The following is an 18912-nucleotide window of genomic DNA, read 5'->3' as shown; positions in this document are numbered from 1 at the left end:
CTGTTTAATTGTTTTGATTCAGTAAATATAATTGTTTTTTAACTGGTTTTATGACTGTGAACTACTACTGTAAAAATTTGAAAAATCTATGAGCGATCGCCTACATAATCGCAAAGCTAAAATGAATCCAGAACTCGTTAACAAATTAGTAATATATAGTAGCAGTACCGCAGTTTTATTTACTGTGAGTTTGGTGATAGTGAAAGCTCTATTCTTCTACTTTAGTTCTCTTGATAAAGCACCCTTTCCTGCGTCAATTCCCTGGATACAGAATCAATTTGAATGTGAAAAAACTGGGAGAAATTGGAATAATAACCAGTGTTGGGATGAGGAACATAGTCCTTGGTTTTGAGAATAACTCAACTGGATTGTTCCCAATGTATTGGCACTTCCATATTATCAGGTAGTCGAGTGGTGCGATCGCCTACTGCCAGACAAATTTGTTGAGATTCTAAATTTTTCGCTCCGGTGAGAATTGCTCCTTCTAGTTTCACATCACAGAAATTAGTATCAGACAAGTTAGCCCCGACTAAATTAGCCTGAGTCAAATTAGCTTCATAGAGAGTGACTCGTTGTAAATTTGCACCCATGAGGTTGGCTTGATATAAGTTTGCTTCTGTTAAACTTGCCCCAGTCAAATCAGCAAATAATATTTCTGTTTGTTGCAGTTTAGCTGCATTCAGGTTAGCCCCAAACAAATTAGCACCATTCAGGTTTGCTCGTTGTAAATCGGCTCCAATTAAACCACAAAGATACAAGTTAGCTTTGCCCAACTTTGCCCCTTGCAAGTTCGCCAAAAATAACTTTGCACCTGAAAGATTAGCTAATTTCAAACTCGCTTGTTGTAAGTTGGCTTTATATAAATTTGCTCCTTGTAAATTAGCTGCGCGCAAGCTGGCACCCACCAAGGTAGCACCCCGGAGATTTGCACCCGACATCTCAGCACGATTCAAGTTTGTACCATTGAGATTTGCGCCTTGTAGATTAGCTTTCAACAAGTTAGCTTCATAAAGAATCGAACCTGTCAGTTTAGCACTCTCAAGATTAGCACCTCCCAGATTACAGTCACGTAAATTAGCCAAGCGCAAGTCAGCACCGCGCAAATCTGCTTGTTGTAAATTGGCTCCTAACAAGTCTACTCGTCTTAAATCGGTATATCTTAAATCTAGTTTTTTACTTGCCTCATCTTGCTGAAAATTGCGTCTACCAATCACAGTTAAAGCCGCTTGAATATCCCGGCGAATTCTGATTGATTCTTCATGAAGATTTATGCCTAAATGTTGTCCTCGACGCTCCCCATTTTTATACTTACTAAAGTAAGGTGAAAAGTCTTCTTCTCTGGCTTCTGCTGCTTCAGTGATAATCGCATTTTCTCGGACAAAAGCTGTGAGGATTTCCATAATTGTCCAATGTTCTTGAGGACAATCCTGTGCCAGTCTTTCTAATATATAAATTGCACTTGTCCGAGTTTCAATTTTATCATGTCCCAGTTGAGAAATTGCAGCCATCAACCGTTCTGATACGAATCTATCTTGAGAGAGTTTGGCATTTTGAAGATTAATTTCTAGGTTTTTTTCCGCAACCACTGCACTTTTATATGTTGCATCTACACTTTTAGCTGCATAATAAGCGTTAATTATCACTCCCATACCTAAAAAAACAATGGCAGTGGTGGTTAATGCTTGATTTTTGTACTGCAATTGTTGCTGAATTGATAATTTATCAAGATGTGGTGAGGTAAATACAATCAGAGTAATAAAACAAGAGAAAATAACTGTTATGGCGATTAACCAGTACCACAACCTGTCTGTTTTATTAGCAGACATAAACGCATTATTACCTAGGGGTTTGTGAGCAATAATATAGCATTTACTTGTAAAATAGAATATCTTACTACAAAAATTTAGGTGTGTCTTTTCCAGCTTCCAGAAAAAACACAGCGAAATTATAAATATTGAATGATTTTGAGGGTAAAGAAGATATTTACTGAATTTTGCAGCTTTTATTTCCCAGCCATCTCAGAATCTCGCAGATTTGCGCCATCAAGTCTAGTATTATCCAGAATTGCCCCATGTAGATGAGCTAAATAAAGGTTGGCTCTACTTAAATCAGCACCAGCCAGATTTGCTTGGCTCAAATTGGCTGCACTGAGAATTGCACCTGAAAGGTTTGCACCTGAAAGGTTTGCACCTGAAAGGTTGGCGGCTGTGAGGATGGCTCCTGATAAATTTGCTTGGCTCAGATTCGCTCCTGCCAGATTAACATGATAGAGGTTTGCTCTTTCTAGGTTTGCGCCTGGGAGATTTGCGCCTCTGATGTCTGTGTAACTTAAATCTAGTTGTTGATTTTCTAAGGATTTTTGCCGGGATATTTTGGCAATTATCGTGCAAACAGTTGGAATTTCTGGGCGAAGTGCTAAGGTTGAGCTATTTTCAGCTTTGGCTGAGGAATTGTAGGGTGCGTTATGACGTACAAACTCACTCAGAAACTCAATGATGATTCCTTGAGATTGGGGATAATCTTCAGCTAATTTACCTAACTGATGAATTGTTTCTCGCCATTGTGCGATTTGTTGATTGTGCCAATATTTTTTGGCTAATGTTACTTGCTGCTTGACTAGATGATGCGAAAAATTGTTTAACCGGAGATATGAAAAATATTTCTGCGGGAATATATCTAAAAAAGGTTTTTGATTATTTTGAAGGTTTTTTGTCAATGATTTAGAATAATTAATAGTTTGGCTCAACATATAAAAATAGATTATTAAAATTGGTTTTGCGTCGTTTTTGCGGATGTTTAGAGTTGATACTCGTTAAATCAATTACTACTACACTACATGATTACTATGAGTAATTACTGATGATTCAAGAAAAATTTATGTTAACTTCAACTTGATCGGAGGAATCATATAAGTTGATATTAGCGTCACACTTACGTATACTCTGCTTTCTTCCAACTGATTAAGAGGAAACCTAGCCTCAGTATGTGCCTAAGTTTACAGATGCAGCCGCCTTTACAGTTGAGCGGACAAAATTTAGTATTAGTTGGTGGTGGTCACAGTCATGCTATTGTACTGAGAATGTTTGGCATGAAGCCTCTACCTGGAGTGCGTTTAACTTTAATTACTCCGGCTATAGATACACCCTATTCGGGAATGCTACCAGGACATATTGCTGGTGTTTACAGTCGTGAGGAATGCCATATCGATTTGCAAAAATTAGCTAATTTTGCTCAAGCGCAATTATATATTGACAAGGTAGTTGGCCTGGATTTAAAAAACCATCAAGTGATTTGTGCTAACTGTCCTGCTGTGGATTTTGACTTACTATCTATTGATATTGGCAGCACTCCCGCCACAATATCTGTATCAGGTGCAGCAAAATATGCGATCGCAGCTAAACCAGTAGAGCAATTGTTAGAGCATTGGTATGAACTCGTAGCCACTGTAGCACAAAATCCCCAAAATCCCATCACAATCAGCATTGTCGGTGGTGGTGCTGGTGGTGTGGAATTGGCTTTATCAATGCAATCTCATCTCCACCGCATCTTACAACAAGCGCAACAACCATTACAAAATTTGCAAATTCATTTATTTCAGCGTCATAGTCAACTGATGGCTAATCATCATCCATCGGTACAGCATCTTGTGCAACAGGTGTTAATTCAGCGTGGCGTGAAGTTACATCTGGGTGAAACTGTGACTGAGATTGCACCATCTGCCGGCAGAGAATTATTGCAGGTAAAATGTGAATCTGGGTTAACCATAGATTCCCATAGAGTTTTTTGGGTAACGCAAGCCTCAGCACCCCAATGGTTAAAAACTACAGGATTAGCTACAGATGAGCAAGGCTTTATTTTAGTCAAAGATACATTGCAATCTCTCAGCCACCCAGAAGTATTTGCGGCTGGTGACATTGCGACAATGGAAAACCATCCCCTACCAAAAGCGGGTGTATTTGCTGTGCGTCAAGGAAAACCTTTATTTACTAACCTGCGGCGAATGTTATGGGGTAAATCACTCCTACCCTACAAACCACAGCCACAGTATTTAAGTTTAATTGGTACAGGAGAACAACGGGCGATCGCTAATAAAGGCTGTTTCACTTTACCACCTCACCCACTCCTCTGGCAGTGGAAAGACTGGATTGATCGCCGCTTCATGGCACAATTTCCCTAGATTATCCAGATTTTTCTCCTAATAAAAAGCCCCCAGCTATAACCACCGGGGTACTTATTTATGTATGCCATCAACTCTATTCCTACCAATAGAGGATGCCATTTATTGGACTTGAGCGCATCCGAGAAAATGCAAAAATTGCATAAAAGATATGCGATTTTTACAACATGGTAGAATTGCGTAAGTAGAGAAATGCTGATAAACAACAGTTAAGAAGCGATCGCCTAATTTTTTCCCCAGACAAAAAATTAACTCATGGTGAGGAAGTAGATTCTGGCGTTAACTGTTCCGGTGTGGCTGCCGACTCCCAGCCATCGACTATATCTTTAATTAAACCCGCCACAGGTACGGCGATAATCAATCCTATCAACCCACCGATATAAGTACCTAGTAGCAAAGAAATCAACACCCATACGGGCCTAACTCCTGTGAGAGTACCAAACAGTCGGGGTGCGATCGCTTGGTCAATCAACTGGTCTATAATCACAGCTACAGCTAAAATTTTCACCGCTAACCAAAAATCATGGGAAGCGATGATTAAACTGATCACAATTAAACTCACCACATCCCCAAACGGAATTAAACTAAAAATTCCAATTCCCAAACCAAACAGCAACCCAAACTCAACTCGAAACCCCAAAAACATCAAAGTTTGGGAAGTTCCCACCAAAAAAGCTAAACTTACTTGACCAATCAAATATTTTTGAAAATTATCCTGAATAGACTGGCTTAACTTTTGAGCAAAAGACCAAGGTAACTTCTTAAATAGACCTTCCCAAATTCTCTGACCATCTAATAAGAAATAAAAAGTCAAAACTATAGTTACCAATGCTTCCGAAAGACTATCAATTGTATCGATAGCTATACTTAACAATTTATCAGATATTTGCTCTAATTCATCTGGTATCTTATCAATTAACCTGGTAATTATTTGACTGACATTCACCTGAAACCTTTCTCCCCATACCAAATCAATATAATTTTGAATTCTCGCCTGACTAGCATCAATCCACTGGGGTAGGAGTTTGGCAATTTCATGAAATTGTTCTATTGCTACTGGCACTAATATAATCGCCACAATGATTAATACTAACAAAGCCACAAAAAATACTAAAGCTATCGCATAATTACGCTCAATTCCTCTTTCTTGCAACAGCGAAACCGGATAATTTAAAATAAAAGCTAGCAAAGTTGCTAAGATAAAAATTGCCACTAGCGGCTGGAAATATTCAAAAAAACGCAAAACTAACCAACCATTGATAAACACTAGCGGAAATAACAAAGTAGCAATTAACAATTTAAGTAATTCTTCGAGAGATATATTCATAATATTGAGTCAAGAATATGTCTGGAAAAACTTACATCATACATCTACCAATAGTAAGAGCTATGCCAATTTACTTTGCATAGCTCTTAATTCTCAGTATGACAGAAATTTGAAGCTTTAACTTTCACTTAACGCCAAAAATTGCTCATCGTTAATTCTTCCTGATTGATGCAGCACCTTTGTAATTTCAGAAATAGTTAAAACTGCATGAGCGCGATAGCCATTTTGTTGTAGTCTATCTTTTACCCCTTGTTCGTGATCAATAAACACTACAATATCACGGACATTTAAACCCGCAGATTTTAACTTTTCTGCACCTTCCATTACACTTTTACCACTAATCAGAATATCATCAACGACCGCTACCGTTTCCCCAGGATGAAAATTACCTTCAATTAATTTTCTAGTTCCGTGTGCTTTTACCTCCTTACGCGGAAAAACCATCGGGCAATGCAACCGTAAAGACAAACCTGTAGCCGTAGGTAAAGAACCATAAGGAATACCTGCTAACCTATCAAAAGAGAGATTTTTTAAAATCTCCTCATAGCCAGCGATAACTTGACTAAAAATTTGGGGATTAGAAATGATTTTGCGTAAGTCAATATAATAAGGAAAAATTGCCCCTGATGCTTGGACAAAATTACCAAACATAATGCAACCAATATCATAAAGCTGCAAAATCAAATCATGTAAAGGATGCTGATTTGCAGAAACTACATCTGGTAGCCAAACCGCACAGGTTTCACCATTCTCAATCACCTGATTTCTTACCTGATTAATTTCTCTATTTAAAAACTGGATTTCTTCAGATAAATTTCGTTTTGCCAACATATCTTGAGGCACAGGAATCAATAAACCATCCCCATTAGCATCCAAACCAGCTTCTAGAATTTGCTTCAAATTACCGCCTTCAGCCCAAATACTCCGCGCCATAATTATCCGTTCCGGTGCAATTGTCCGAATTTGAGATAAAACATCAGGCTTATTAGTTCCGACTTCTAAAGCTAATTGTTCGGGAGTACCCCAATTTTTTGACTCTTTTACTACCTGTAAATAAAGCGGTGATGCGTTGCTGGGATATTGTTGTAAAGCTTCTGCACCTGGGTTAGAAGTGCAACATAAAATAAACACCGTTTTATCAGGATAAACCAAAAACGGCACTACATGATCTTGTCCTGTGTAGGGGCTGAGAGTGATAGCATCCACCAGCCATTCTGTAAACACAGTGCGAGCAAATATAGTGCTAGTATTTAAATCACTATGTTTAGCATCTAAAATAATCGGGATATGATTGGGGATAGCTGCTAAAGTTTTTTGTAATAGTTCCAAACCTGGAATACCCAAAGCTTCATAAAAACCTAATGTGGGCTTATAAGCACAGACAAAATCAGCCGTTTCCGCAATGATAAATTGCATCCAATCCCACAAACCAGAAATCATATTTTGAGATTCATACTCAGACGGCATCATCTCTGGATTTGGATCAAGTCCCACAAATAGTAAACTGTTATTTTGGGAAATGCTGCCATGTAATTTATCAAAAAAATTCATGTTTTTTTCAGAAATAAGTACAAAAATTTAATAAATAGGACTTACGCAAGTGTCATCATTAAAATCTCGTTTAGGGTGCATCAGGAACGATAGTTGGGTAAAAATCACAGATTTTCAACATCTGACGCACCCTACTAATATGCTTGCGTGGCGTAGCCATAGATGGACTTTATTCTGCACTGTAGAGACGTTGTATGCAACGTCTCTACATCATTTATTTTGTGAAACTTCATAGAGAATTGGTATCACTACGAAAAAAACAGATTTCACATTTAATTATCTCTAGCAAATAGTTAAAGGGCAAGATAAAAGTATCCCTTGAACCTCCTTGATTTAGATGCCGGCAAACCATTCATAACCCTGATCTTCCCAATAACCCTTAAAAGGTGTTAAATAACTGGTGAGGGTAATTTGAGTAACCCACTTACTTTGTTTATAACCCAATTTAATCGGAGAAGCTAAACGTAAAGGCGCACCATTTTCTACTGGCAAAGCTGCGCCATTTTTTTGATAAGCTAACAGGGTTTGTGGGTGTAAAGCTGAAGCAATATCCCAACTTTCATAGTAGCCATCAGCAGATTTAAAATAAGCATAGCGGACATTGTTTTTAGGTTGCGCCAGCGCAATAATTTCTTGCAGACGCACACCACCCCATTGGACAATCGCCGCCCAACCTTCGACACAAACATGGCGTATAATCATGGAAGTTAGCGGTAAACTCTGAATTTCTGCCATGCTGAGACTCAAAGGATTATTTACCTCGCCATCAATGACTAAACGATATTTTTCTAAGTCAATAATTGGCGTATACCGAAAGCTATTCACTATCAAAGCTTCTGGTTGAATTTCACTCGGCGAAAATTCTGGTACTAACTTGTGTTGATTAAATATTAGTTTCTCAACTTTTTGATTCAGTGGCGCAGAAAGTGTACCAACCAAATCTTCAAATATTGGAGTACCACAACCACCAAGCAATAAACCTATGCTAGAAACACCGGAAATTTTCAAGAATTCACGGCGTGTTAATTGGGGACGACGTAAGCGAATTAAATTCATATTTAATTATGCAGTATGCTTGTATTTGATATAGGAACCATATTTGATTTCTGAAAAAAAACTCAGTAAACCCCTGTTCCTACCTATTCCCTGTTCCTACCTATTCCCTATTCCCTATTCCCTATTCCCTATTCCCTATTCCCTATTCCCTGTTCCTACCTGTTCCCTGTTCCCTATTCCCTGTTCCCTGTTCCCTGTTCCCTATTCCCTGTTCCCTAACTACACAAGTAATTCCAATAATCAAATCGAATTCCTATAGTTTCACCAAAACATTGACTCTGTAAGTTTTTCACCTCCAGCTTGACGACCTAAAGCTGCATGAATAATTGTAAATATTACCACCATTGGCACTGAAGCGAAATGCACAATTCTCAATCCTTGCCAACTACCAAACATATCGACAATCCAAGGAAATTGAGCAGGTTTATACATACCTATACCTGTGAGTAATGCCAACAGCAAAATTGGAATTATCGATGTGTAAACAATGCGATGCCAAGCATATACTAAACGCTGGGAATTTTTAGTTTTTTGTAATGCTTTCAAGTCATTCGCACCGACAAATCTATGCCGCCAACGTCGAGTGATGACAATATAAATTCCATACCAGAAAAGATTTAAGGAAAATAACCACATCGCCGCAAAGTGCCAATGTCTACCACCTGCTAACCAACCTCCTAATGTAAATATCGGCGGAATATGTAAACCTGAACGCCCGCCAAACACTGGGTTAGCGTTGTAAATTTGCAATCCACTTGTCATCATCAGGAATAAGCTAATGATGTTGATAGTATGAAAAATTTTCGCCCCTATCGCCTGAGTCGGTAACTTGCGCGGTTGTTTCGGATTGGTTGTAGTCATATTTACGGATAAAATTTTGTTTTTAGAGGTTTTTATTAAACATTATTTAACAGTTATCTTAAAAAATGTAAAGTATACTTTTCAAATAGCATATTTAAAGGTAATCATCAGCACAAGACAAGCTCAACACAAAAATGAAATGTCCTCACTGTGCATCAACTTCATACCGTAAAAATGGTCATCGGAATGGTAAGCAGAATTACCTTTGTAAAAATTGCGGTAAACAATTCCTAGAATCTGCTTTACCCTATGCCCAAAAAGATGAATTGATTGCGGATATTAACGGACATAAGCAAATATCGGTAACTCCCGCTACAAAACTGACTTTAGAAAGCAACTCTGTACAGACAAACGCTACTGATAGTTTAGAATCCTTGACACAAATCCTGCAAACCATCCTCGCTACTGGTTGGTTAGAGTCGCCTGTTGTGGGTAAAATTATCAAGATAATTCACCAACAATTAGAGATTCAAAATAATTCGGTAGAGTTAGGCAGTTCTCTATTGCTTTTAGATGTAGAAAATTTAAAAATTTCTCTGGAAGTAGAGGTATTTTTGGCTAGTATCTGTCAATATCCTCTGACTACTAAAATCGGGTTTGCTAATTGGAAAAATCCTAGTGTGAGTAAGCATGATGTGGAATTATATGAACGTGGTTATCAACTGATTCATGTTCCTGATGGTAAAGATGGTGCTGATGCCAAAATGATTGCGATTGGTGCTAGTATTTTACGTTCTTATCCCAGTGTTAAAGAAGTTTTAGTCTGTTCTGGCGATGGAATTTTAACTCACCTGTGTAATCAATTGCAAAATCAAGGGTTGACAGTATATTGGGTGCGGCGACAAGGGCAAATTTTGCATATAGAAAACCGTCAGACAGGAAAAGATATTTTTTATCATCTGTCGTTAGCAATGGCAGTTCCTTCTTTAGAGGATGTGGTGCAGAAAATTGAGAGTTTAATTAAAGCTGAACAAGAATCTATTGAGGCAAAGCTGAATAATTTAGTAGAGATAGCCACTCTTTTTCAAGAGCGATGTCATCTGGAATTTAATGAGAAAAATTCAGTAAAATCAGAAAAAAATTTATCATCTTCCTCGCCGGATGAGTTGACACAATTAAATTCTACTGTCAAAGCAATTAATTCTCAAGCTGAATTAGAAAATCTGCTTATAGATATTATTAATAATACCTATATTGCATCGCCTACAACTAAGTTAACTGTGTCCAAGCTAGGCTCAGAATTACGTAAAACCTGTGGTAAATCTCCGAATGCAATTATCAAGGAATTAAAACTAGGTTCTAGTTTTACCAAGTTTTTACAGTCATCCCCTAAATTTAGTTTAAAACTGAGTGGCAAGGAATACGAAATAACTCGGTGTCAGTAAATTTTATGCTTTCATTTGGTATAATATAAATATATTAAATAAATGTAAATATTACTGGTAATTTTAAAAATCTTGTGGTAGGCGGTGCTATAGTGTAGGCTTTGTCTACGGAAGCACTACCTCAACGAAGTGTGTTTAAATAATTATTGCCTAGGAAAGACTCGGAAATATAACTATAAAGAGAGAATTTAGAGTTATATAAGCTGTAGTGCTAGATTTTGAGAGTTTATGAAAATTGATCATGTTCACTTTTATGTAGAAGATGCTCAAGTCTGGCGGGATTGGTTTGTCAATTATTTGGGTTTTACGCCCATAGCCAGTGGTATCCGTTCCTTCCACACGCGCACAGAGGCGGTTAAAAGTGGTGTTGTTAAGTTTTTGCTGTCTGCGCCGTTATTACCAACTAGCCCAGTGGCGGAATTTTTGCGACAACATCCCCCTGGTGTGGCGGATATTGCTTTTGTGGTGGAAGATGTGGAAGCGGCGATCGCCCACGCTCAAGCTAACGGTGCTACAGTTTTACAATCGATTGCGGAACGCCAAATCGGTAATCTTACCCGCAAGTGCAGCAAAATCACCGCTTGGGGTGGGTTGACGCATACATTACTCGAAACACTACCGATACCAGATGAAGATTCTCAAATAACTGCATCAACTCACTTTGTCACCGCTATTGATCATGTAGTGTTGAATGTAGCAGCAGGTGATTTAGAGGCGGCGGTGAATTGGTATCACAAAGTGTTAGATTTTCAACCGCGACAAAGTTTTAAAATTCAAACTGCTCGCTCTGCCTTGTATAGTCAAGTGATGGTTTCCCGCAATGGTAGCGTACAATTACCGATTAATCAGCCAGCTTCCAGAAATTCCCAAATACAGGAATTTTTAGATGTAAATCGTGGTGCGGGAATTCAACATATTGCTTTGCAAACACCGAATTTAGTGGATGCGATCGCCCAATTTCGTCAGCGTGGTTTATCCTTACTTTCCGTTCCCCAAACCTACTACTCACAACTGCAAAAACGCCCCAAACTGCCTTTATCACCTGTGGAATTAGAAGCGATCGCCCAACAGCAAATTTTAGTCGATTGGCAACCAGATGTTCATCCCGGCGTATTGTTACAAATTTTTACTCAGCCCATCTTTGGACAACCAACCTTTTTCTTTGAATTTATTGAACGTCGTCGTCAAGCGCAAGGCTTTGGTGAAGGAAATTTCCGCGCCTTGTTTGAAGCCATTGAAACTGAACAAATTAAACGCGGCACTCTCCAATAATGGGATAATTTCATAAAAATTAACATTAACTTGCGCCAATGCTGAGACTAATTACCGACTTCGACGGCCCGATTATGGATGTTTCCCAGAGATACTACCGTGTTTATCAATTTTGTTTACAGGAAATTCGCTCTCCTGATCAACCAGTGCGACAGCTGTCGAAAGCGGAATTTTGGCAGATGAAGCGTGAACGTGTTCCTGAAAAGCAAATTGCCTTAAACTCTGGTTTAGATGAGCAGCAAGCCCAAGAATTCGCCCAATTACGACGCAAAACAGTACACACACAACCTTATTTTGAGTATGACAGCCTCATCCCCGGTGCTGTCGAAGCATTATTAAAAATTCAACAGGCGGGGATTGATTTAGCGGTAATGACAATGCGCCGAGTCCGAGAATTAGACTATGCCTGCCAAAAACACGATTTAACCAAATTTTTTCCAGAAAATCGCTGTTATTGCCTGAGTAATGACTATGTAAAAACCCGTGATATTGAAGATAAACCCTTATTAATGACAAAGGCATTGGCAGAATTACCACCGGCAGCTGATACGTGGATGGTGGGGGATACAGAAGCCGACATTGCCGCCGCCAAAAAGCATGATATCAAAGTCATAGCCGTCGAGTCTGGGATTCGCGATCGCACCCAATTAGAACTTTATCAACCTGACTTGATTGTGCCGAATTTAAGCACTGCCGTAGACGTGATTTTAAAATCCGCAGTCGCCACTGTCGCCGTAAAAAGTTAAATTAATAACCCCTTCCTGAATAGGGAGGGGGTAGTAGCTGTATTTCTTCTTGACAGTAATTAGGTTGGTTGGGGTATGGCTGGGTGAATCGGTTTTCTGAAGGCTGAGTTAGAATGTTCGATTGATTTAACGCAAAAAACTGCTAACTAACCACAACAATATAAACGTCAGCACAGTCGAAAACTGATTAGCTGTGAGATTGAGAAACGTTATTTGTGGCAAGAGCCAGCCAGCAATTAGTCCCCCTGCAATTAAGCCGATAATTAGCCCAATCAGAGTAAACAAAACTGCTCGGCCAAATCTACCTTCCTTGCGGTTAAGAAAGTAAACACTCACTCCTACCCCAACCACTAACGCCAGCTGTAAAACCTGATCGCCTGTAGCTGGGTAAAAAATACTAATCGTACTCAAACCCACATACCAAGCACCAGGTAACAGCACATCTGCCGTTGTCGGCTGATCTAGGAGATTTTGCAGCCACGCAGGTGACTTTTCACGAGGGGTTGGGCTTTCTTTAGGAGGCGATTGTACTCTCAGTTCTGGGAAGCGGATACGCTCAGGTACCTTGATTTTTCCTTCCTGGCGCATCCGTAAGCGATCCATTAAAATCGCATCGTAAGCCGCCTCAACGATTTCTAAACTCTTGGCATCGCCACTATATTGCTCCATCAGACGATTGCGAGCATCTTGAATCTCATCGAAGCTAGCATCTTCTGATACCCCAAGTTTTTCGTAGGGATTTTGATCGCTCATGGGAGTTTATACTTCAGCCTTAGTCTGCGGCAGTTTTGTGTTGAAGAATAACAATTTTAGATTTTAATTTGATCGAAAACAAAAGTATCGACCGAATTTTATGCTCTACCAGGATAGTAGCACGCGTTAGCCAGATTGACCGATAATTTTAACTACAGCCACTTTAACATATTGTCACAACTCCGTGCATACCCTCATGTCGTTGACCAGTTCTGGTTATAACCTAGAATTGCAACTGGAAATACCGCAAAAATCCTTGATTTTCGCAAAAATCTTTTCTGTTGCTGATGAGAGCAATTCACCGTAATTTGAGGAAATTACCATGATTGAGTCCCAAATTCAGTAGTGGTATCAATCCACATAAAGTTATAAAATTAAACAGTTTTCCATGCCCATTCTCATGAGATTCCTAAAATCTCCCGGCTAAATCAGCATTTGTGGCTCCTAAGCTGACATTGGGTAGCTGGACATGAAGTTGAACATAATACCTGATTTTAATCGTCAAAATAGCTACTATAGCTTTCCCAGTGTCGTTGTTCAGCATCTTGATTACACTAGGATCTGGATAACTGAGAAAATTTATTTTTGAGCTTTGTAGTCTCTAAAATAATCCCAAGTGGAAACTGCGTATTTACGCAAAACTACTGTTAATATTAATAAATTTTGTGAAAAGTGATGGTCATGGCTCCTGCCAAGATTCTTGTAGTAGATGACGACTCGGCGGTTCGGAATTTAATCCAACGCTTTTTGTTGAAGCAAAACTATCAGGTAGAGGCGGCTGAAGATGGTAAGACAGCCTTGTCTTTATTTGAGCAATTTAACCCCGACTTGGTAATTCTCGATGTGAATTTACCAGATGTGATTGGGTTTAACCTCTGCCAAGAGATGCAAAGTCGTAATGGTGTTTTTGTTCTCATGCTGACTAGCCGTGCAGATGAGGCTGACAAGATTCGCGGCTTTTCTAAAGGTGCTGATGACTATCTCACTAAACCGTTTGGCTTAGGAGAACTAGAAGTCAGAGTAGCAGCGATTTTGAGAAGACAGCGAGTTGTCACCACCGCCGAACAAAAACGCCTAGTATTTGAAAAATTGATGATCGATCCGGTGCGGCGCGAGGTAACACTCAACAACGAACCCGTACCCTTAACAGCTTTAGAATTTGACCTACTGCATTTTTTAGCTAGCCATCCTGGTAGAGTGTGGCGGCGTGCAGAACTGATTCAAGAAGTCTGGGATTATGAATATGTTGGTGATCAGCGCGTTGTAGACGTGCATATTGGTCAAATTCGTAAGAAAATTGAAGTTGATGTCACCCAACCGGCACTAATTCAGACTGTACGTGGAGTTGGGTATAAATTTGAATGTTCTACTAACTCCCAGTTAGAAACAAATTCCTGAATATTAGTTTTTGTTCAGAGTTGTTGCACTATCAAAACATAGTGGGAGTGTGAGAACCCCTACTCTTTAGAGAGGGGATGTAGCTTGTTTCCCCGTAGGGAATTAAACAGTGCTGAAAAACTTGCTCAAACTTACTCAAAATCCACTATGATTAGGGATAAGCGAAAACCAAGCTAAAAAAATTTTAGGCTTGAGAACCTGTACAAAACTTTTGAGAGTAGCCAGCCTGTAGCAAGGTAATTGAGAAAATCCAGAAATTTTAAATGGCTGAAAATCAGGGAGTAAAGTAGCAAAGCCTCTCAATGTAAAAACTCCAAAATAGGGTGAGTTACGCCCGATTTTAAGCCTGTGGACTGGATAATGCCGACATTACCAGAATGAAACAGGAAGCTAACGTCTTAAGTCTTTGAACAGATTTAAGCAAGTTTAGTTTAACGGGTAACACGGACTCAACAGGTTTTAACCTGTTGTTTTAAGACGAGACTTATGGTAAATTTTTCCTGATGATGTTGGTGAAAAACCCATAACAAAAAGCATCATAAGTTGACCAAAAGTAGCCGTACAGCCAAGCAATTGGTCGCGGCAGGTAGGACTGTTTGAGCCAGTCAAAACCCCTTTGGGGCAGAACAAACATTGCGTAGTCTGCTTATAGCAGGCATAGCAATAAGTAGGTGGTTGCAATTAAATATAAAATGTGGGATGGGCTTCTAGCCCGTCAACAGGCTAGAAGCCTGTTCCACTATCTAACAATTAATTAAGCCTACTTACTTATCAGTTCAGAATCCTGGTTTTTCAAAGCCAGGAGAGTTCAACAAACCTCGACGCTTAATTGATCAAACTAACTCATCAAACTTAAAATTGAGCATAGGGCATGGAGAATTCATCTTTCCTTGCCCATAATTTTATCAGGTTCAGTTAAGCGCGTATCTACGCATCTAAGCAAGGAAATTTCTCCACTGATCATCCTGATATCTAATGTATTGCTCAATCATTCCTGTTGATTTGGGAAAAACTCGGAAGTAGCAAAAGCCAGGTTTGTACCATTGACACAATCCCCGCCCTAGAAGGTTGGAGATTCTGGGTTAAAACAGCGATAGCAGGCGAAAGCCCGTCTGATATCGCCTCGCCCAACAGACAATGCCCTGCCTGTTTCTGCTATTCTATCAGAAAGCCGTCCTAGAAGGACGGGGAACCTCAAACCCATTTCTGTGGTAATTAAGGGTGTCTGGTACATTCGCTGTTTCTGGTGCAGCGCAGCTTTGATAATTAGCAGTGATGAAACAAAGTTTCTAGGTAAACACGGGCAGCACGGCGATCGCTATCTCCATTTTGCAGCAAAAATAGTGACAGGGCTGCTGTCAAGACTCGATTTTGATCCCAATCTGGATGGGTTTCTAAATAGTTTTTGAGGGAATCATGAAGAGTTTCGGGAATTTCAGTAAAAATACTAACTGTTGCGTTCATAGTTTTCCTTCTCCAAGGTGAGTCAAGAGCGGTGATTGCTTGCAGTGAGGCAGTTTCAGACAACATCCCCACTGATATCTCAGGTCGATTTTGATGTGAGCGGTCGAACCAACTATAAAACCCGGCCGCATCATTGTGCGACAAGAGGGGGTAGGTTTGTCAATGCTGCGAAATGTTAAAAACGTTGGTATAAAAAATAAATGTCAACGTCATCATTAGGGTTTGAGCCAATTTTTTGTAACATTACTTCATAAAAACTCAGTTGGTTGAGCTTCTACATACCCTGAGTGAAAAATCCCCAATAAAGTGGCAAGAGCCTATTCATTCGTAGAGCAGCTGTGGAAAACTGTCAGAACACCTGTGGAAACTCTGTGGAATCGGTGAGGAAATTTTCAGCTAATGATAAGAATTACAAAAATCTTGGTATTGATGCACAGGGCATTGGGCATTGGAATTTTCTCCGCCGCTCCCTCTGCTCCCTCTGCTCCCCTACTCCCCTACTCCCCTGCCTCTCTACCGTCGGCGTTCTTGTAGTTTCCGATAAACTGCTTTTAAATCGACTTGATGGTGAGCCAAAGCCACCATTGTATGGTATAGCAAGTCTGCCACCTCACCGGCGATCGCCTCTTGGTCATCATCCTTAAAAGCCATCACCACTTCCGCCGTTTCTTCACCAATCTTCTTCAAAATCTTGTTATCACCCCCTGCAAATAACTTACAGGTATAGGAACTTTCTGTAGGGTGATCCCGGCGATCGCATATCACTTGGAACAACTGCGACAAAGTATCCCCTGGTGGTGCAGTAATTTTCCCATCTACTTGATGAAAACAACTGCGCTCACCCGTATGACAGGCAATATCTCCTATCTGCTCCACCCCTATCAGCAGAGCATCACTATCACAGTCATAACGAATACTTCGCACCTTTTGGATATGTCCAGAAGTCGCCCCCTTATGCCATAATTCCTGACGGGAACGACTCCAAAACCAAGTTTCTGCTGTTTCTAAAGTCTTTTGTAATGACTCTTGATTCATCCACGCCATCATTAAGACCGTACCATCCAAATAGTCTTGAACTATTGCTGGCACTAAACCCCGTTCATCGTAGCGGATTTTTTCCACGGGGATGGCCTTGTGTAATGAATCTGAATCGGTAGAAAACATACCAGCTAATTTGCTCTCATAAAAATGATCCCTGGTTTCACGATATCATTAAAGAATAGGGCAACTGGCATGATTTTTTCCTACAGTAAGATTTTCACTTCTGTAAAACCGCATCCTTTGCCATAGCCGACTGGATTCTGACAGCACTGAGTGCAACCTGGTGAGCTTTTTCTACTTCACCGTACCAATGAATAGCCGAGTTATAAGCAGCGCGGTAAAGGTCTTGGTATGCCTCAGATAGTTGGTTACGGATCTCTAAAGGCAAGTCTTGATTCGACTTGTATAACATATTGTTATTTTTTGGTTCGTTTAATTCTATACGATAGAAATTCTGAGGGATTTTTAACCCTATCCTAAGATAGAGCTTTTTTTGAATGCCCACGTTAGGAGAGAACCTTGGTAAATACAACGATTAAAACCACCAAATCACAAGAAATTTTCGCGTCTGCCCAAAACCTCATGCCAGGAGGCGTTAGTTCCCCAGTCCGTGCCTTTAAATCTGTAGGGGGACAACCCATAGTTTTTGATCGGGTGAAGGGTGCTTATATCTGGGACGTAGACGGCAACCAATACATCGACTATGTAGGGACTTGGGGGCCGGCTATTTGTGGTCATGCCCATCCAGAAGTAATTAGCGCACTCCATGATGCTTTGGAAAAAGGTACTAGCTTCGGTGCGCCCTCATATCTAGAAAATGTCCTGGCAGAAATGGTGATTGATGCTGTTCCTAGCATCGAAATGGTGAGATTTGTCAACTCCGGTACAGAAGCTTGTATGGCTGTATTGCGGTTGATGCGAGCTTACACCAACCGCGAGAAAATCATCAAGTTTGAAGGCTGCTACCACGGACACGCTGATATGTTCCTGGTGAAAGCTGGTTCTGGTGTAGCCACCCTCGGTTTACCTGATTCCCCAGGTGTGCCTAAATCAGCCACTAGCAACACTCTGACCGCCCCTTTCAATGATTTAGAAGCCGTCAAAGCTTTATTTGCAGAAAACCCTGATCAGATTGCCGGTGTGATTCTAGAGCCGGTGGTGGGTAATGCTGGCTTTATTACTCCCGATGCTGGCTTTTTAGAAGGTTTGCGGGAACTAACTCACGAGTACGGCGCGTTACTCGTGTTTGATGAAGTGATGACAGGCTTCCGCATTGCCTATGGTGGCGCACAAGAAAAATTTGGCATCACACCGGATTTAACAACTTTGGGTAAAGTGATTGGTGGCGGGTTGCCAGTGGGAGCTTATGGCGGTCGTCGCGATATTATGTCGATGATTGCCCCGGCTGGCCCTGTGTATCAAGCAGGAACTCTGTCAGGTAATCCTTTGGCAATGACGGCGGGGATTAAAACCCTGGAATTACTACAAAAGCCAGGTACTTATGAGTATCTAGAACGGATTACTAAACGGTTAGCAGACGGTTTGTTGCAAGTTGCTCAAGAAACTGGTCATGCAGCTTGTGGTGGTCACATCAGTGCCATGTTTGGTTTATTCTTCACCTCTGGCCCTGTGCATAACTACGAAGATGCCAAAAAGTCAGATACAGCTAAATTTGGCCGCTTCCATCGCGGGATGTTAGAACGCGGTGTTTATTTAGCACCTTCTCAGTTTGAGGCTGGTTTTACCTCTTTGGCTCACACTGAGGAAGATATCGACAAGACTATTGCGATCGCCCGCGAGGTGTTATCTAGTCTGTAGATTGCCACTGCTGCTGTTCATAATTATTCACAACCCTGTCCAGTTTTGGCCAGGGTTGTTGAT

General features: G+C 40.3%; 19 protein-coding genes and 1 pseudogene. 8 read left to right on the top strand and 12 right to left on the bottom strand.

The window, feature by feature from the left end; all coding sequences use genetic code 11:
* Window positions 1-88 precede the first annotated feature (88 nt).
* Window positions 89-352, top strand: a complete 264-nt coding sequence (locus tag AACS98_RS00180; RefSeq protein WP_157087472.1) for a hypothetical protein — start codon at window positions 89-91, stop codon at window positions 350-352.
* Between the two features lie 7 nt (window positions 353-359).
* Here the strand turns inward: AACS98_RS00180 and AACS98_RS00175 are convergent, their stop codons facing one another.
* Together AACS98_RS00175 and AACS98_RS00170 are read right to left on the bottom strand one after the other, a co-directional pair.
* Window positions 360-1826, bottom strand: coding sequence for a pentapeptide repeat-containing protein (locus AACS98_RS00175; protein WP_066374815.1), 1467 nt, complete (start codon window positions 1824-1826; stop codon window positions 360-362).
* Window positions 1827-2002: 176 nt separating this feature from the next.
* Window positions 2003-2716: a pentapeptide repeat-containing protein gene (locus tag AACS98_RS00170; RefSeq protein WP_232317094.1), complete on the bottom strand. Its 714-nt coding sequence runs from the start codon at window positions 2714-2716 to the stop codon at window positions 2003-2005.
* 285 nt (window positions 2717-3001) lie between these two features.
* On the opposite strand from AACS98_RS00170, the gene AACS98_RS00165 reads away from it, so the two are divergent.
* On the top strand, window positions 3002-4177 hold the full coding sequence (locus AACS98_RS00165) for an FAD-dependent oxidoreductase (RefSeq protein WP_066374808.1): 1176 nt from the start codon (window positions 3002-3004) through the stop codon (window positions 4175-4177).
* 253 nt (window positions 4178-4430) lie between these two features.
* Here AACS98_RS00165 and AACS98_RS00160 read toward each other — a convergent pair whose 3' ends face one another.
* The 4 genes from AACS98_RS00160 to AACS98_RS00145 form a co-directional block, all read right to left on the bottom strand.
* Window positions 4431-5504 carry an AI-2E family transporter gene (locus tag AACS98_RS00160; RefSeq protein ID WP_066374803.1) on the bottom strand — a complete coding sequence of 358 codons (1074 nt, stop codon included), beginning with the start codon at window positions 5502-5504 and terminating at the stop codon, window positions 4431-4433.
* A 117-nt stretch (window positions 5505-5621) separates the two neighbouring features.
* The gene (locus tag AACS98_RS00155; protein WP_066374801.1) at window positions 5622-7055 is read right to left on the bottom strand and encodes a bifunctional orotidine-5'-phosphate decarboxylase/orotate phosphoribosyltransferase; all 1434 of its coding nucleotides are present in this window, start codon (window positions 7053-7055) and stop codon (window positions 5622-5624) included.
* A gap of 333 nt (window positions 7056-7388) precedes the next feature.
* Window positions 7389-8111 carry a molybdopterin-dependent oxidoreductase gene (locus tag AACS98_RS00150; protein ID WP_066374799.1) on the bottom strand — a complete coding sequence of 241 codons (723 nt, stop codon included), beginning with the start codon at window positions 8109-8111 and terminating at the stop codon, window positions 7389-7391.
* A 261-nt stretch (window positions 8112-8372) separates the two neighbouring features.
* Window positions 8373-8972: a cytochrome b/b6 domain-containing protein gene (locus AACS98_RS00145; protein WP_066374788.1), complete on the bottom strand. Its 600-nt coding sequence runs from the start codon at window positions 8970-8972 to the stop codon at window positions 8373-8375.
* A gap of 134 nt (window positions 8973-9106) precedes the next feature.
* Here AACS98_RS00145 and AACS98_RS00140 point away from each other — a divergent pair.
* The 4 genes and pseudogenes from AACS98_RS00140 to AACS98_RS00125 all read left to right on the top strand — a co-directional run.
* Window positions 9107-9208 (top strand): annotated as a pseudogene (locus AACS98_RS00140) (IS1/IS1595 family N-terminal zinc-binding domain-containing protein); the annotation flags it as partial.
* Window positions 9209-9400: 192 nt separating this feature from the next.
* Complete coding sequence (locus AACS98_RS00135) at window positions 9401-10357, top strand: NYN domain-containing protein (protein ID WP_232317095.1); 957 nt, start codon at window positions 9401-9403, stop codon at window positions 10355-10357.
* Between the two features lie 228 nt (window positions 10358-10585).
* Window positions 10586-11629 carry a 4-hydroxyphenylpyruvate dioxygenase gene (gene hppD, locus AACS98_RS00130; protein ID WP_066374783.1) on the top strand — a complete coding sequence of 348 codons (1044 nt, stop codon included), beginning with the start codon at window positions 10586-10588 and terminating at the stop codon, window positions 11627-11629.
* Between the two features lie 38 nt (window positions 11630-11667).
* Window positions 11668-12375, top strand: coding sequence for an HAD family hydrolase (locus tag AACS98_RS00125; protein ID WP_066374781.1), 708 nt, complete (start codon window positions 11668-11670; stop codon window positions 12373-12375).
* Between the two features lie 126 nt (window positions 12376-12501).
* On the opposite strand, the gene AACS98_RS00120 is transcribed toward AACS98_RS00125, so the two are convergent.
* Window positions 12502-13128: a CPP1-like family protein gene (locus tag AACS98_RS00120; protein ID WP_066374778.1), complete on the bottom strand. Its 627-nt coding sequence runs from the start codon at window positions 13126-13128 to the stop codon at window positions 12502-12504.
* 409 nt (window positions 13129-13537) lie between these two features.
* On the bottom strand, window positions 13538-13672 hold the full coding sequence (locus AACS98_RS00115; protein WP_255362679.1) for a hypothetical protein: 135 nt from the start codon (window positions 13670-13672) through the stop codon (window positions 13538-13540).
* A 137-nt stretch (window positions 13673-13809) separates the two neighbouring features.
* Between AACS98_RS00115 and AACS98_RS00110 the strand changes: the two genes are divergently transcribed.
* Window positions 13810-14526 (top strand): response regulator transcription factor, encoded by a 717-nt coding sequence (locus tag AACS98_RS00110; RefSeq protein WP_066374877.1) that lies wholly within the window; start codon window positions 13810-13812, stop codon window positions 14524-14526.
* Between the two features lie 1060 nt (window positions 14527-15586).
* Here AACS98_RS00110 and AACS98_RS00105 read toward each other — a convergent pair.
* The 4 genes from AACS98_RS00105 to AACS98_RS00090 all read right to left on the bottom strand — a co-directional run bounded on the left by AACS98_RS00105 (window position 15587) and on the right by AACS98_RS00090 (window position 17443).
* Entirely contained in the window at window positions 15587-15760 is a 174-nt protein-coding gene (locus AACS98_RS00105; protein WP_156481652.1) for a hypothetical protein, read from the bottom strand.
* Between the two features lie 32 nt (window positions 15761-15792).
* On the bottom strand, window positions 15793-15990 hold the full coding sequence (locus AACS98_RS00100; RefSeq protein ID WP_066374876.1) for a DUF2811 domain-containing protein: 198 nt from the start codon (window positions 15988-15990) through the stop codon (window positions 15793-15795).
* Between the two features lie 513 nt (window positions 15991-16503).
* Complete coding sequence (hisIE, locus tag AACS98_RS00095; protein WP_066374777.1) at window positions 16504-17154, bottom strand: bifunctional phosphoribosyl-AMP cyclohydrolase/phosphoribosyl-ATP diphosphatase HisIE; 651 nt, start codon at window positions 17152-17154, stop codon at window positions 16504-16506.
* Window positions 17155-17248: 94 nt separating this feature from the next.
* Entirely contained in the window at window positions 17249-17443 is a 195-nt protein-coding gene (locus tag AACS98_RS00090; RefSeq protein ID WP_066374875.1) for a ChaB family protein, read from the bottom strand.
* Window positions 17444-17550: 107 nt separating this feature from the next.
* On the opposite strand from AACS98_RS00090, the gene hemL reads away from it, so the two are divergent.
* Entirely contained in the window at window positions 17551-18849 is a 1299-nt protein-coding gene (gene hemL / locus AACS98_RS00085) for a glutamate-1-semialdehyde 2,1-aminomutase (RefSeq protein ID WP_066374775.1), read from the top strand.
* Window positions 18850-18912 lie beyond the last annotated feature (63 nt).

Origin of the sequence: Anabaena sp. CA = ATCC 33047 (assembly GCF_963870205.1) — a bacterium.
In the GTDB taxonomy this organism is placed as follows: Bacteria; Cyanobacteriota; Cyanobacteriia; order Cyanobacteriales; family Nostocaceae; genus Trichormus.
This window is presented reverse-complemented; position numbering and strand designations above follow the sequence as displayed.